At 67.4% G+C, this 14,493-nt stretch carries 15 protein-coding genes; 7 read left to right on the forward strand and 8 right to left on the reverse strand.

Going from position 1 to position 14,493, the window contains the following annotated elements:
• Nucleotides 1-52 precede the first annotated feature (52 nt).
• Both C8J46_RS01435 and C8J46_RS01440 read left to right on the forward strand, forming a co-directional pair.
• Nucleotides 53-1,438 (forward strand): M20/M25/M40 family metallo-hydrolase, encoded by a 1,386-nt coding sequence (locus tag C8J46_RS01435; protein ID WP_132734372.1) that lies wholly within the window; start codon nt 53-55, stop codon nt 1,436-1,438.
• A 181-nt stretch (nt 1,439-1,619) separates the two neighbouring features.
• Nucleotides 1,620-2,903: a DEAD/DEAH box helicase gene (locus C8J46_RS01440; protein ID WP_132734374.1), complete on the forward strand. Its 1,284-nt coding sequence runs from the start codon at nt 1,620-1,622 to the stop codon at nt 2,901-2,903.
• 83 nt (nt 2,904-2,986) lie between these two features.
• Here the strand turns inward: C8J46_RS01440 and C8J46_RS01445 are convergent, their stop codons facing one another.
• Nucleotides 2,987-3,895 carry a LysR family transcriptional regulator gene (locus tag C8J46_RS01445; RefSeq protein WP_132734376.1) on the reverse strand — a complete coding sequence of 303 codons (909 nt, stop codon included), beginning with the start codon at nt 3,893-3,895 and terminating at the stop codon, nt 2,987-2,989.
• An 86-nt stretch (nt 3,896-3,981) separates the two neighbouring features.
• Between C8J46_RS01445 and C8J46_RS01450 the strand changes: the two genes are divergently transcribed.
• Nucleotides 3,982-5,016 carry an aldo/keto reductase gene (locus tag C8J46_RS01450; protein ID WP_132734378.1) on the forward strand — a complete coding sequence of 345 codons (1,035 nt, stop codon included), beginning with the start codon at nt 3,982-3,984 and terminating at the stop codon, nt 5,014-5,016.
• 11 nt (nt 5,017-5,027) lie between these two features.
• Nucleotides 5,028-6,233 carry an MFS transporter gene (locus C8J46_RS01455; protein WP_132734380.1) on the forward strand — a complete coding sequence of 402 codons (1,206 nt, stop codon included), beginning with the start codon at nt 5,028-5,030 and terminating at the stop codon, nt 6,231-6,233.
• A gap of 53 nt (nt 6,234-6,286) precedes the next feature.
• Here C8J46_RS01455 and C8J46_RS01460 read toward each other — a convergent pair whose 3' ends face one another.
• Genes C8J46_RS01460 through mdcA form a run of 7 tightly spaced genes read right to left on the reverse strand, consistent with a single transcriptional unit; the run spans nt 6,287 to nt 12,347 of the window.
• On the reverse strand, nt 6,287-7,198 hold the full coding sequence (locus C8J46_RS01460) for an acyltransferase domain-containing protein (protein ID WP_132734382.1): 912 nt from the start codon (nt 7,196-7,198) through the stop codon (nt 6,287-6,289).
• A complete protein-coding gene (gene mdcB / locus C8J46_RS01465) occupies nt 7,195-8,028 on the reverse strand; it encodes a triphosphoribosyl-dephospho-CoA synthase MdcB (RefSeq protein ID WP_132734384.1) in 834 nt (277 codons plus the stop codon). Before mdcB ends, C8J46_RS01460 begins: the two co-directional genes overlap by 4 nt.
• Entirely contained in the window at nt 8,025-8,654 is a 630-nt protein-coding gene (gene mdcG / locus C8J46_RS01470; RefSeq protein ID WP_132734386.1) for a malonate decarboxylase holo-[acyl-carrier-protein] synthase, read from the reverse strand. The genes mdcB and mdcG overlap by 4 nt, the downstream gene beginning before the upstream one ends.
• Nucleotides 8,654-9,370: a biotin-independent malonate decarboxylase subunit gamma gene (gene mdcE, locus C8J46_RS01475; RefSeq protein WP_132734388.1), complete on the reverse strand. Its 717-nt coding sequence runs from the start codon at nt 9,368-9,370 to the stop codon at nt 8,654-8,656. Before mdcE ends, mdcG begins: the two co-directional genes overlap by 1 nt.
• A complete protein-coding gene (locus C8J46_RS01480; RefSeq protein WP_132734390.1) occupies nt 9,357-10,379 on the reverse strand; it encodes a biotin-independent malonate decarboxylase subunit beta in 1,023 nt (340 codons plus the stop codon). Before C8J46_RS01480 ends, mdcE begins: the two co-directional genes overlap by 14 nt.
• A complete protein-coding gene (gene mdcC, locus C8J46_RS01485; RefSeq protein WP_132734392.1) occupies nt 10,376-10,693 on the reverse strand; it encodes a malonate decarboxylase acyl carrier protein in 318 nt (105 codons plus the stop codon). Before mdcC ends, C8J46_RS01480 begins: the two co-directional genes overlap by 4 nt.
• Nucleotides 10,694-10,700: 7 nt before the next feature.
• Nucleotides 10,701-12,347 (reverse strand): malonate decarboxylase subunit alpha, encoded by a 1,647-nt coding sequence (mdcA, locus tag C8J46_RS01490; RefSeq protein WP_243643164.1) that lies wholly within the window; start codon nt 12,345-12,347, stop codon nt 10,701-10,703.
• Between the two features lie 164 nt (nt 12,348-12,511).
• On the opposite strand from mdcA, the gene madL reads away from it, so the two are divergent.
• The 3 genes from madL to C8J46_RS01505 are packed head-to-tail and all read left to right on the forward strand — an operon-like array spanning nt 12,512 to nt 14,427.
• On the forward strand, nt 12,512-12,952 hold the full coding sequence (madL, locus tag C8J46_RS01495) for a malonate transporter subunit MadL (RefSeq protein WP_132734396.1): 441 nt from the start codon (nt 12,512-12,514) through the stop codon (nt 12,950-12,952).
• Nucleotides 12,953-12,963: 11 nt separating this feature from the next.
• Entirely contained in the window at nt 12,964-13,728 is a 765-nt protein-coding gene (gene madM / locus C8J46_RS01500; protein WP_093397717.1) for a malonate transporter subunit MadM, read from the forward strand.
• Nucleotides 13,729-13,734: 6 nt separating this feature from the next.
• Entirely contained in the window at nt 13,735-14,427 is a 693-nt protein-coding gene (locus C8J46_RS01505) for a GntR family transcriptional regulator (RefSeq protein WP_243643165.1), read from the forward strand.
• The last annotated feature ends 66 nt before the right edge of the window (nt 14,428-14,493 follow it).

Genomic DNA, 14,493 nt, shown 5'->3' on the forward strand with positions numbered 1-14,493 from the left:
TGCGATCCTCCCCCGCCAGGGGGAGGATCGTTTTCTCCGAAGAAAGATGATGATGACGTCAAAGCTCAAGCTTCTCCTGGCCTGCACCGCCGCGATGACCGCCCTGCCCGCTGCCGCGCAGGCGCAGACCGCCGCGACCAACGGGCTCGAGATCGCCAAGAAGATGATCGCGTTTCGTAGCGTCCGTGGCCCCGGCAACCAGACGCCGCAGCTTGCCGCCTATCTGAAGTCGGTGCTGGTCGCGGGTGGCTTTGCCGCGAGCGACGTGACGGTCACGCCGGTCGACTATACCGCCTATCTGATCGCCACCTGGAAGGGCAGCGATGCGGCGTTGAAGCCGATCGTGATCTCCGGGCATATCGACGTGGTCGAGGCCAAGCCCGCCGACTGGCAGCGTGATCCGTTCGCCCCGGTGGTCGAGAACGGCTATCTCTACGGCCGCGGCGCGACCGACATGAAGCTCGACGCGGCGCTCGCGATCGCGACGCTGCTCGACATGAAGAAGGCGGGGTACACGCCCAAGCGCGGCATCGTCCTCGCGCTGTCGGGCGACGAGGAAACCGTCATGAAGACGTCGTCGCTGCTCGCCGACCAGCTCAAGAACGCCGAGATGGCGCTCAACATCGATGGCGGCGGCGGGCTGTACGGCGAAGACGGCAAGGCCGAGTATTTCACGATCGGCGCGGCCGAGAAGACCTATGCCGACTTCCAGCTCGAAACCACCAGCGCGGGCGGCCATTCTTCCGCGCCGCGGAAGGTGAACGCGATCAACCAGCTTGCCGCAGCACTGGTCAGGATCGGCGACTATCGCTTCACGCCGCAGCTGTCGCCGATCACCAAGGGCTATTTCGAGGGTGTCGCACCGCGCCAGACGCCCGAGATCGGCGCGGCGATGCGCGCGTTCGCCGCCAATCCGAAGGACCAGAAGGCGATCGAGACGCTTGCCGCCAATCCGGGGTATGTCGGCCAGATCGGCACGACCTGCGTCACATCGATGATCAACGGCGGTCATGCGCTCAACGCGCTGCCGCAGCGCGCGACCGCGAACATCAATTGCCGGATCTTCCCTGGCGTGAAGCCCGCGACCGTGATGGCCGAACTCGCCAGGGTCGCCGCCGACCCCGGCGTCAAGTTCAGCGACGTCACCGAGGGATCGAACCCGACCGACGCCTCGCCGCTGCGCGCCGACCTGACCGGTGCGGTGAAGAAGGCGATGGGCGCGATCCGTCCCGGCGTGCCGATCTTTCCGAGCATGTCGGCGGGCGCGAGCGATTCGATGTGGTATCGCTCGGTCGGCGTGCCGAGCTATGGCGTGAGCCCGACCTTCATCAAGCAGTCGGACGACTTCAGCCACGGCCTGAACGAGCGCACGCCGATCGACAATATCCCGTTGGCGATCACCTATTACCGCTCGCTGCTGACCGATCTGACGAAGTAACGCGGAGACAGGGCGCGCGGTCCTCTCGCGACGTCACAAATTGGTAGGGGAGCCGGGCATTAAATGCCGCCGCCCGGCTTTCTACATTGACGCAGTGCAGCATCACTTCTAGCTGCCCGCGCTCAACCCAACGCTAAGCCCTTTGGCGCAGCTTGCCCAGCGCCGGAGGCGCCGCGTTACCATGACCATGACCTTTGCCGATCTCTCCCTCGCGCCGTTTTTGCTGCAGGCGCTAGCGGAGGAAGGCTATGTGAGCCCTACCCCGATCCAGGCACAATCGATCCCGATGCTGCTGCAGGGCCGCGACATGCTCGGCATGGCGCAGACCGGGACCGGCAAGACCGCCGCGTTCGCGCTGCCGCTGCTCCACCGCCTCGCCGCCGATCCGCGGCCGGCGCCCAAGGGCGGCGCGCGTATCCTCGTCCTAGCGCCGACGCGCGAGTTGGTGTCGCAGATCGCCGCCGGCTTCGAAAGCTTCGGTCGGCATCTGAAGCCGAGCGTGATGACGATCTTTGGCGGCGTCAGCCAGTTCCACCAGGTCAAGGCGCTGGAAACTGGCGTCGACATCATCGTCGCCGCGCCGGGACGCCTGCTCGACCTGGTTGATCAAGGCGTTTGCGACCTGTCGCAGCTCGAAGCACTGGTGCTGGATGAAGCGGACCAGATGCTCGACATGGGCTTTGCCAAGCCGATCGAGCGGCTCGTCGCGACGCTGCCGACGGACCGGCACACCTTGCTGTTCTCGGCGACGATGCCGAAGTCGATCGCCGCGCTGGCCGAGAGCCTGTTGCGCGATCCCGCCAAGGTCGAGATCGCACCGCCATCGACCACCGTCGACCGGATCGACCAGTCGGTGATGTTCCTCGACGCCGCCGACAAGAAGGCGGCGTTGCTCGCGTTGCTCAAGACGCCCGACATGGGCCAGGCAGTGGTGTTCACACTGCAGAAGAACATCGCCAACGACGTGTGCGCGTTCATCGGCGAGGCGGGGATCACCGCGGAGGCGCTGCATGGCAACAAGTCGCAGGGCCAGCGCGAGCGTGCACTCGACGCGTTCCGGGCGGGTACCGTGCAGGTGCTGGTCGCGACCGATATCGCCGCGCGCGGCATCGACGTCGATACCGTCACCCACGTCTTCAACCACGATCTGCCGAGCCTGCCCGAGAGCTATGTCCACCGGATCGGCCGCACCGGTCGCGCCGGCCGCAGCGGCTTTGCGATCACGCTGTGCGATGCCGAGCAGCGCGCGTGGTTGCACGATGTCGAACGCGAGATCGGTCGCACGCTGACCGTGCAGGACGACCATGAATGGCATTGCGAAGTGGCGCGCCACTCGACCAAGCGCGCGCCCGTCCTTGGCGGCGGTCCAGTCAAGCAGGTCAAGCCCGCCAAGGCACCGCGTGAGCGCAAGGTCTGGACCGAGGAAGAGAAGATCGCCGCGCGCATGGCTGCCAAGGCCGCTTGATGCGGTCCTGAGCGGCGTGACGGGGCGAATGAACCGCCTCGTCGCCGCAGGATTACCGGTTCGGGATTGGGGCCTATAAAAGCTCAGCCGGCGAGGCGGGCGGCCAGGAAATCGACGAACACGCGAACGCGCGCGGGCATGTTCCCACCGCCGACGAATACCGCATGGATCAGCTCGACATCGCCGGGATTGAAATCGTCCAACACGGCGATCAGCCGACCAGCGGCGATATCGTCGACGACGCTGAACGCACCGACCCGCGCGATGCCGACGCCCGCCGCGGCAAGCTGGCCGAGCGTTTCGCCGTTGTTCGCTTCGATATTGCCCTTCACCGACAGGGTGACGTCGCGTCCTTCGACGCGGAACGGCCAGACTGGCTCGACCCGACGAAAGTTGAAGTTGAGGCAATTATGCTGGTGGAGATCTTCGGGACGCATCGGCATGCCGCATCGCGCCAAATAGTCGGGTGCGGCGACGATCACCCGCCTGCTCTCGCCGAGCTTACGCGCGGTCAACAGGCTGTCACCGAGCGGCCCGAACCGGATCGCCACGTCCGCCTGCCCCGCGGCCACGTCGGCGATCGTATCGGTCAACGCAAAGTCCACCAGGATATGCGGGTAGAGGCGCGCGAATTCGCCGAGTAGCGGCACGATGCACAACCGCCCGTGCGACAGCGCAGCGCTGATCCGCAGCCGTCCACGCGGCGCGCCCTGATCGGCGATCTGTTGCTCGGCATCGTCGAGATCGGCTAGGATTCGCCGGGCCATCTGAAGATAGGCCTGCCCTTCCGCGGTTGCCGTCAACGCGCGGGTGGAGCGGAGCAGCAGCCGTACCCCGAGCCGCGCCTCGATCCGATCGAGCGACCGGGCGACCGCCGATGGCGTCAGCCCCAGCACCCGGCCCGCACCGGAGAAACTGCCTTCGCGCATCACCGTCGCGAACAGTTCGAGCGCGCGTGCCCGATCAGCCCCCAGACCTATCTTTGCGTTCATCTCACAAATCCTTCGCGCACGCGGCTGCTAATAGCTTGGCCTCGATCCACCCATCTATGCATCAGGTTAATAGCGGGGATATGGATATGGACTATCGGCAATTGGGATCCTCGGGACTACGCGTCCCGGCCCTCAGCTTCGGAACGGCTACTTTCGGCGGATCCGGGCCGTTGTTCGGCGCCTGGGGACACAGCGACGAGACCGAAGCACGCCGCATGGTCGACATCTGCCTCGACGCCGGCGTCACGCTGTTCGACACCGCCGATGTCTATTCGAACGGCGCGTCGGAAACGGTACTCGGTGCCGCGATCAAGGGTCGGCGCGATCAGGTGCTCGTGTCGACCAAGACCGGACTGCCGATGGGCGACGGGCCCGGCGACTGGGGCACGTCCCGCGCGCGCCTGATCCGTGCGGTCGAGGCGTCGCTGCGACGTCTCGGCACGGATCATGTCGATATCCTCCAGGTTCACGCCTATGATGCGTCCACCCCGGCCGAGGAACTGATGGGGACGCTCGACACGCTGATCGCCGCCGGCAAGGTGCGCTACGCGGGAGTCTCCAACTATTCGGGCTGGCAGGTGATGAAGGCGCAGGCGATTGCCGACCGTCACGGCTGGCCGCGTCTCGTCGCGCATCAGGTCTATTACTCGCTGATCGGGCGCGCCTATGAAGCGGATCTGATGCCGCTCGGGGCCGACCAGGGTCTCGGCGCGCTGGTGTGGAGTCCGCTCGGCTGGGGCCGACTGACGGGCAGGATCGGGCGGGATCGGCCGATCCCCGCAGGCAGCCGCCTCCACGATACCGAGCAATTCGCGCCGCCGGTCGAGACCGACCATCTGTACCGCGTGATCGATGCGCTCGAGGCGGTTGCAGCGGACACCGCCAAGACCGTGCCGCAGGTCGCGATCAACTGGCTGTTGCGGCGTCCGACCGTGGCGTCGGTCATCATCGGCGCGCGCACCGAAGAACAGTTGCGTGACAATCTCGGGGCGGTCGGCTGGGCGTTGTCGGCGGATCAGGTCGCCACGCTCGATGCCGCCAGCGACGTCCTGCCCCCCTATCCCCACACGCCGTATCGGCAGCAGGAGGGCTTCGCCCGTCTGAACCCCGCGCTGGTTTGAGGAGCGCCATCATGAAACTCAATCCCGGCCTGTTGGCCCTGTCCGTCGGCGCCTTCGGCATCGGCGTGACCGAATTCGCGCCGATGGGCCTGCTCCCCGTCATCGCCACCGATCTTGGCGTGTCGATCCCGACCGCCGGGCTGTTGATCAGTGCCTATGCCTTGGGCGTGGTGATCGGCGCGCCGCTGATGACGCTGACCACCGGACGCGTGCCGCGGCGGACGTTGCTGATCGCGCTCGCCGGGATCTTCACGATCGGCAACCTGCTTGCGGCGGTATCGACCGGATACGGCATGCTGATGGCGGCACGAGTCCTGACGTCGTTCAATCACGGCGCATTCTTCGGCGTCGGCGCGATCGTCGCGGCCAGTCTCGTCCCGGCCGAGCGCCGCGCGGGCGCGGTCGCGGCGATGTTCATGGGGCTGACGATCGCCAACGTGGTCGGCGTGCCGCTTGCAACCTGGGCCGGCGATCATCTCGGATGGCGTTCGGCATTCTGGGGAATCTCCGCGCTCGGCATCGCGACGATGGTGGCGCTCCGCCTGACGCTGCCGGCGCTGCCCGCGCCCGTGGGTAGCGATCCGATCGCGGAACTCCGCGTGCTGACGCGGGGACCGGTGCTCGGCGCGCTGGGCCTCACCGTCATCGGTGCGAGTGCGATGTTCACGGTCTTCACCTACATCACCCCGATCCTGCGCGAGGTGACTCACGCCTCGCTCGGCTATGTCACCGCGATGCTGGTGACGTACGGTGTCGGGCTGACGATCGGCAACTGGCTCGGCGGACGCTTCGCCGATCGCTCGGTCGACCGGACGCTGATCATGACGCTCGCTGCGCTGGCCGCGATCCTCGTCGGGTTCGCGATGCTGATGCCGTTCAAGGGACCTACCGCGATCCTGATATTCCTGTGGGGCATCGCAAGCTTCGCGCTGGTCCCGCCGCTCCAGGTCCGGGTGATGCACGCTGCCGCGGACGCGCCCAACCTCGCGTCGGCGATGAACATCGGCGCGTTCAACCTAGGCAACGCGATCGGCGCAGCGGTGGGCGGCGGCGTGATCGCGGCGGGCATCGGCTATCCCGCCGTGGCGCTGGCGGGAGCCGCCGCCTCCGGGCTTGGCTTGGTCGCGGTGATCGTCGCAAGGCACTCCGCGTCGAAACGCGATCGCCGACCGCCAGACGTGGCGATCGAGGCGGCGGCTCGGTCTGCCAATGCCTGACGATCGGGGCTGGCTTCGCGCACTGTTCTCAGGCGCGCTACCAGTCCCGGCGGTCACCGCGCCAGCCAGTCCCTGATCCCCGATACGCTGCGAAAATCATCGATGGCGCGGACGTCGAGTGCCGGATCGACCGCACGCACCATATCGGCAAGCGCGGTGCCCGGCCCGAGTTCGAGTATGCGATCGACACCGCGTTCGAGGACCGCCTCAAGGGTGGCCGCCCAGTCGACCATCGTATCGATTTGCCCCGCCAGCCCGGCTATGCTTCGTGTCCCGTTTACGATCGACGCGTCCGCGGCACCTATAAGCGTGCGGCCTAGCGCAGGCTTCGCGGGTTCCGAACTGTCCAATGCGGCACGGAACGCTGCGACCGCGTTCGAAAGACGTGGCGTATGCGAGGCGACGTGCACCGCGATCGATCGCGCGGACGTCGCCCCCTGCTCCAAAGCCGCGCTGCAACACTGCGCGACGTGGGCCCGCTCGCCACCGATGACGAACAGCAGATCGGGATTGACGATCGCGATGGCGCAGCCGAACTGGGCGACAAGCGCATCGACGCGCTCGCGTGGCAGCCCCCGGATAAAGCCTAGCCTGTCGTCGGTACCGCTCGCGGCATCCATCGCCTCGGCGCGCGCGGCGGTCAGATGCAGCGTGCGTTCGGGTGACCAAATCCCCGCAATGCCCCATGCGGTCATCTCGCCGACGCTGTATCCTGCGACGACAAACGGCATCGTCGGCGCGAGACAGGCCGCCGCGACGAGTCCGCGGGTGACGCAGAGGATCTGGCTCGTCCGGTTGGCGAACAGCGTCGCCTCGTCATCAGTGCGCAGGACCGTGAAGACGTCTCGCCCCAGCACGTCGCTCGCCTCGGCGAGGATCGGTGCGGCGCGCGCATCGTCGGCGAACAGGTCGAGCATCGCGCGGCTCTGCCGTCCCTGCCCTGAGCACAAGAGCGCGAGCGTCATGCTGCGGTGGTTTCGACGAACAGCGCCATTGCCAGCAGATCGGCACAACCGCCGGGGCTGAGCCGTCGCGCCGTGAACGCGTGATGGATTTTGGTTGCACGGTCGCGCCAGTCGGCAGCGTCTACCCCTCCGGCGTCGAGGAACGCGCGCGCCTGCCGTTGCGCGAAGGAGAGCCCTTCTGCGCCACCGCGGTAAAGGAGATTGGTGTCGTCGACCCCGACGATCAGCGCCATGAGCGCGTGGACGCGACAGGCTTCTTCGTCCGCGCTCCGATGTCGCGCTTCGGCGAGCGCGGGCACGGCGATCCGGTAGAGCGAGGGAAAGCCGCCCGCCGCCTCGGCGCGCGCGCCACCGGCGGCATGACGTCGCGCGACGCTGCTGCCGTGGCTGTGCAGCGCAACCGGTCCGTGCATGATCTCCGCGCCCCAGCGTTGGGCGACGATCACGCCGAGTGTGCCGCGAGCGCCGTACGCCATGCGAAACCCGGCGGCGGCGGCTAGCAGCCCCATGCCGAAGATCGCGCCGCGATGCGTGTTCACGCCGCCGGTGGCCGCCATCATCGCGACTTCGGCCTCGATCCCGATCGCGCGGAGGCGGTCCATGGCTGCACCGGCCGCGCCCGCTTCGGCGAGGCTTGCGAAGAACGGTTCGAGCGCGTCGGCGCTGCGGTTCATCATCGCCGCGTCCATGTCGTCGTGTGCGCCGGTATCAACCGGGCTGACCAGGCCGGGCTTGGGATAGGTCGCGATCTCGAGCTTGAGGCAGTCGGTCGCGAGCCGGCCGATGCCATCGCTGTCGATCGCCGTTGCCGAGCGGGCCAGCGCGGTCATGTAAACAGTTCGGTTCGCGCGATCATGCGGTTGCCGTCTGCTGCCTTGGTGAGCAGTTCGGGCGCGTCGGAAGCCAATTCGCGCCACTGGACCGCGAGCCCCGTCGGCGTCACGATCTCGCCGTCGAGCCGCATCGGCGCCGCCGCGTCGATCCGCGCCAGTGCAGCAACCAGGCGGGCGACTTGGTCGGCTTTTGATACGTGCCAAACGAGATCCAGATCGGACGTCTCTGACAGATACGGCAGGCCGGTCAGGTACGTCCACGCCAGGCTGCCGAAGCACCGCGTCTCGGGATCTAGCACGACGAGTGCCGCAATCGTTGCCTGCCACGCGGTCGGCGCTTCCCGCAACGCATCGGAGAGCAACGGCGATGGCGCATCGGACGTGATCGCACCGGGCGGCACCGCAAAGGCCAGACGCTGCTTTCCCAGCGATGGCGGCAACGGCAGGCCGAGCGGTACGCGGCCCGCCATGTCTTCGCATACGGGGCGACGCGCGATTAGCGGACGCCCCGAGCCGACCCAGTCGACCACCACGGGGATCGCCTGAAGTGCCGGATAGGCGGCTAGCGTCTCGTTCCAATGGGCTGGATCGAGATAGACCAATCGGTGACGCTCGAACCGCATTACGCCGTCGCCGCCGCCGCCACTTCACCGGAGATGCGGGCCGATTTCGGCCGCCCGCCACGCTCCGCGCCGAGGGAGGCCCGGTCGTCGCCCTTGCGCGAGCATGCGAGCAACGTTTGCAACTGGTCCGCGAGACTGTCGTCCGGATCCCAGACCGCCGCGATACCGCCGACGCTGACGAGGTTGTCTAGGCCGGGTGCGAAGACCGGCGTGGTATTCGCCTTCGCCTCCAGTACGTCGATCGGCAGTTTCGTCACGCGGGCCATTGAGGCTAGGTCCATCACCTCGGGATGCGCGCCGGGCAATGCGACCAGCGTGCCGCAGGCGAGTGCTGTGGCAATAAACGCGCCGGCCGCGCTGCCGCCGTAGAGCAGCCCGATCGTGCGGTGGCCACGCGCTTCGGCAAGCAGCAGCGACTTGGCGAGGTGCGCGAGGTATTCGCTGAGCCCGAGCAGTTCGTCGCGGCGGCTCATCCGCTGGCTAGCGCTGTCGACGAGGAACAGGATCGGCGTGGTGTCGTCACTGCGCGCGATCTGCAGCACCGCGGCGGACAGCCGGATCGCCTGGTCGATCCCGATCGGCGCACGCGCGGTCGCGCCGACGACATGGACCACCGCGCCACCGGGCAATGTTCCCTGCCCGAACAGCAGGTCACCCTCGGCGGTCACCGAATGACCGGACGGAAACAGCGAGGCGAGGATCTCAACGGGCGTCATCGGCGCTCTCCCGATACTGGGCGGCAAGGGTTACGAAAGCGGTGGCCGGCATGTCGGGGATAGCCTTGGGATTGTCGATCCCGAGCGTGCACCAGATGTCGGTCGCATCGGCTGCGTCCCCAAACCGCGCGATCCGGCGTTCGAGCCGTGCCTGCTCGGCCGTCAACGTATCCAGATCGAGATTGGGTCGCCTCCTCCCCCCGTTCGTGCTGAGCGAAGTCGAAGCACCGTCGATCGAGCCAAGCCCTTCGACTTCGCTCAGGGCGAACGGGTCGGGCGAGGCGCTCCGATCGGACAGCGGTCGAGCCGCGGGCGCCAATGCGGCAAGCGCGGCATCGCGGAAAGCCGCCGCGTCGTCGTCGACGAACACGTCAGCGCCGCCGATCAAGGTCCGATGCTTGCCGCCCATCGTCCGCCAGACCAGCGCGCGATCGCGCGAGTCGAACTCCTCGACGCCCATGTTGGTCTCGATCACCTCGGGGCCGGTCACGCTGATGCGGCCCTGTTCGGACACAATCAGCGTCGAGCAGCATCCCGCGATCAACCCGCCGCCGCCATAGCATCCGGCACGCCCGCCGATCAGCCCGACCACGCGCACGCCCGCGATCCGTGCATAGACGACCGCGCGCATGATCTCGGCGATCGCGATCTCGCCGGCGTTGGCCTCCTGCAAGCGCACGCCGCCCGTATCGAATGCGATCACCACGTCGCGCCCGAGCGCCTTGGCCGCGCGCAACAGCCCGGTCAGCTTGGCGCCGTGCACCTCGCCGAATGCGCCGCCCATGAAGCGGCCCTCCTGCGCGGCGACTAGGATTGCCGTGCCGTCGAACGTCGCGCTGCCGACCACGATCCCGTCGTCGAACTGCGCGGGAAGGTCGAAGATGCCGAGATGCGGGCTCGTCTCGCGCCGCTCGGGCCCGACGAACTCGGCAAAGCTGCCGGTGTCGACCAGCGCCGCGATCCGTTCGCGCGCCCCAGCCTCGTACCAGCTCTGGCGAAAATTGCTCATGCCTCGGGCTCCTCGATCATGCGGACGCCCTGGGCGAGCCGCAGCGACACGGTGTCGGGTCGCGCGCCGCCATCGTTGATCGCGATCCGCAGGCCGCCGGCCGCACGCCTGCCGACGAAATCGGCGACCACCGCGTCCCACAGATCGCGAAAGCCATGTGCTGCGGTGCTGATCTCGATCGCGCACCGATCGGGTGCGTCGCCGCGCTCGACCAGCACCTCGAGATTGCCCGACGCGACCACGCCGACCAGCGCCATTGTCCGCGTGCCGCCTGCCGGGGTCGGCGCGGCGATATCGAAATGGAGAATTTCCATGATTGTCCTACCAGTTCCGGAAGCGGCTCGGCGGCCGGTACAGCCCGCCCGAAGCGAGCATGAGGTCCTTGATCGATCGGGCGGCGAGCATGTTCCGGTTCGCATCGAGCGGATCGATGCCCAAGTCCTCGGGCCGCTGGATGATCTTCCGTTCGCGCAATCGCTCGACCATCGCCTTGTCGCGTCCACGACCGATCTCGGTGAAGCCCGCGACGCCGCGGATCGCCTGCTCGCGCTCGTCGGCTGTGCGGCACAGCAACAGGTTGGCGATGCCCTCCTCGGTGACGATGTGCGTGGTGTCGTCGGCGTAGACCATGATCGGCGCCAGATCGAGATCGAGCTTCTCGGCGAGTTCGAGCGCACCGAGCTTTTCGACGAACAGCGGCGCGTTGCCCTCGCCGAACGTCTCGCCGATCTGCACGACGAGTTTCCGTCCGCGCCTCAAAGGCGCCGCCGTATCCGGGTCGGCCTCCGCCCCAGCCTGGAGCCAGGGCGCGCTCGGGTGCCGTCGGCCGCGCGCGTCCGAGCCCATGTTGGGCGCACCACCAAAACCAGCGATCCGGTTCGCAGTGATCGTCGAGCTATGCCCCGCCAGGTCGATCTGGAGCGTCGAGCCAATGAACATGTCGCACGCGTACAGCCCCGCGGTCTGGCTGAAGGCACGGTTCGAGCGGAGCGATCCATCGGGACCGGTGAAGAAGATGTCGGGCCGCGCGGCAAGATAATCCTCCATGCCGACCTCCGAGCCGAAGCAATGCACCTGCTCGACCCAGCCCGCCTCGATCGCCGGGATCAGCGTCGGATGCGGGTTGAGCGCCCAGTGCGTGCAGATCTTGCCCTTCAGCCCGAGCTTCTCGCCATAGGTCGGCAACAACAGCTCGATCGCCGCGGTATTGAAGCCGATGCCGTGGTTCAGCCGGCGGACGCCATAGGGTTGATACAACCCCTTGATCGCCATCATCGCGGTGAGGATCTGCGTCTCGGTCATCGCCGCGGGATCGCGCGTGAACAGCGGCTCGACATAGAAGGGCTTGCCCGCGTCGAGCACGAAATGAACCTGATCGCCGGGGATGTCGACGCGCGGCAGCGTGTCGACGATCTCGCCGACCTGCGCGATCACGAGGCCGCTACCGAAGCTGGTCGCCTCGACCACCGTCGGCGTGTCCTCGGTATTGGGGCCGGTATAGAGATTGCCGTGGCGATCCGCGCTGCCCGCAGCGATCAGCGCGACCTGCGGCGTCAGGTCGACGAAATAGCGCGCGAACAGCTCGAGATAGGTGTGGATCGCGCCCAGCTCGATCTTGCCGCCGAACAGCATCTTCGCGATCCGCGCCGATTGCGGGCCCGAATAGGAGAAATCGAGCCGCTTCGCGATGCCGCTGTCGAACACGTCGAGATGCTCGGGCAGCACCACGCCGGACTGGACCATGTGCAGATCGTGGATGCGCGCCGGGTCCATCGCCGCCAGCGCCTTCGCCAGCACGTCCGCCTGTTTCTGGTTGTCGCCCTCGAGACAGACCCGGTCGCCGGGCCGCAGCACCGCCTCGAGGAAATCGACCAGCGTCTCGGGATCGACCAGCTTACCGGTGGCGAAGCTCGCCCCGGCCGCGATCCGCTCCTCGCGCAAAGCCTTCCGCGTATTCCACTGCCGCACGCATCGTCTCCTGACGCTCATTCTGCACTCCTTGTATTCTCTATTGCCTCAAACGCAACCCTGTGCATACTTAACGGCGTATGAGACGACAGATCGAATACAGTGAGAGGATATGCCATGAGCCAGTCCCTACCCATTCCTGCTCCAAATCCGGGACGCGCCGCATGATCGCCGGAGTCGCGCTGCTCGCGATCTGCACGTTGATAGGGCAATTGCTCGGCGAAGGCCTTGGAGCGCTGCTCGGCGTGAAGGCCAATGTCGGCGGGGTCGGCATCGCGATGATCCTGCTGATCACCGCGCGGATGTGGCTGAAGTCGCGGGGCCGCTACGTCGAGGGCGTCTCGCGCGGGATCGGCTTCTGGGGTGCGCTGTATATCCCGATCGTCGTCGCGATGGCGGCGCAGCAGGACGTCGTTGCCGCGGTCGAGGGCGGGCCGGTGGTGCTGATCGCCGGCGTCGGTGCGCTGCTGGTGTGCTTCAGCGCGGTGGCGCTCATCAGCCGCCTGTCGGGCACGCCCGAGACGATGGACGAGATCGAGGCGCGCGAAGCCCGCGAGGCTGAAGTTGCCGCCGTCGCGCGCCCCTCCCCTGCAACCCAGCACTGAGGCGCACCGACATGGAAATGATCACCAAGGTGCTGACCGCCAACGCGTTGCTCACCGCGTTCGCGGTCGTCGGCATCGTCATGTGGCTGTCGAACATGCTGTCCGCCAAGCTGACGATGGGCCGGGTTCATGGTTCGGCGATCGCGATCCTGATCGGCCTCGCGCTCGCCTTCTGGGGCGGGATCGCGACCGGCGGGCACAAGGGGCTCGCCGATCTGCCGATGCTCGCGGGAATCGGCCTGATGGGTGGCGCGATGCTGCGCGACTTCGCGATCGTCGCCACCGCCTGCGAAGTCGATGTCGAACAGGCGAAGAAGGCGGGGCTGATCGGCGTCGTCGCGCTGCTGCTCGGCACGGTGCTGCCGTTCATCGTCGGCGCGCTGGTCGCGGCGTCGTTCGGCTATACCGATGCGGTGTCGATGACGACGATCGGCGCGGGCGCGGTGACCTATATCGTCGGCCCGGTCACAGGTGCGGCGATCGGCGCATCTTCCCCGGTGATCGCGCTGTCGATCGCGACCGGCGTGTTCAAGGCGGTGATGGTGATGGTCGGCACGCCGCTGGTCGCCGGGCTGATCGGCCTCAACAACCCGCGCAGCGCGATGGTCTTCGGCGGGCTGATGGGCACGGTCAGCGGCGTATCGGGTGGGCTCGCCGCGACCGATCGCCGGCTGGTGCCCTATGGCGCCTTGACCGCGACCTTCCATACCGGGCTAGGCTGTCTGGTGGCGCCGTCGATCCTGTACCTGATCGTCCGCGCGATCGTGGGGGGCTGACGGCACGTGGCGGGTATCGACATCGAAGACACCGGACTGCTGTCCGACCGGATCCGCAATGCGCTGACCGATGCGATCTCGTCGGGCGAACTGGCGCCGGGCACGATGCTCGACGAACAGCAACTGGCGGACCGCTACGGCGCGTCGCGCACGCCGGTCCGCGAGGCGCTGCGGCAATTGGCGACCAGCGGCATGGTCGAGGTCCGCCCGCGCCGCGGCGTCATCGTCCGCCACGTCACCGCCGAGGAGGTGATGGACATGTTCGAGACGATGGCGGAGATCGAGGCGGTCTGCGTCCGCCTCGCCACCTACCGCATCACGCCGCTCGAACGCAGTCGCCTGCTCCGCATCCACGAAGCCAGCGAAGCGGCGGTCGAGGCGGGCGACGTCGATGCGTATGATGCGCTCAACCGCGAGTTCCACGAGGCGATCTACGGCGCCGCGCACAACGACTTCCTCGCGGAGCAGGCGATCGCGGTCCGCACGCGTCTGAACGCATTCCGCCGCATGCAACTTCGCCAGGACCGCCGCCTCGCCAAGTCGCGTGCGGAACATGACGCGGTGATGCGCGCGATCGCCGAGGGCGACGGCGACGAAGCCGCGCGCCGGATGCGCGCGCACATGCTCAACGCGGCGAGTGCGCTCGACAGCTACATCGCGCATCAGGACGCGTTGCATATTCAACCGGCCAAAACCTGAGGTGAGCAATTCCTCGGCGTGCTGGCCCCCGTCGCCGCCCGCGCCCGGCGCCTGGGGATTAGTGCT

The sequence above is a fragment of the Sphingomonas sp. PP-F2F-A104-K0414 genome, assembly GCF_004340945.1.
Classification (GTDB): domain Bacteria; phylum Pseudomonadota; class Alphaproteobacteria; order Sphingomonadales; family Sphingomonadaceae; genus Sphingomonas.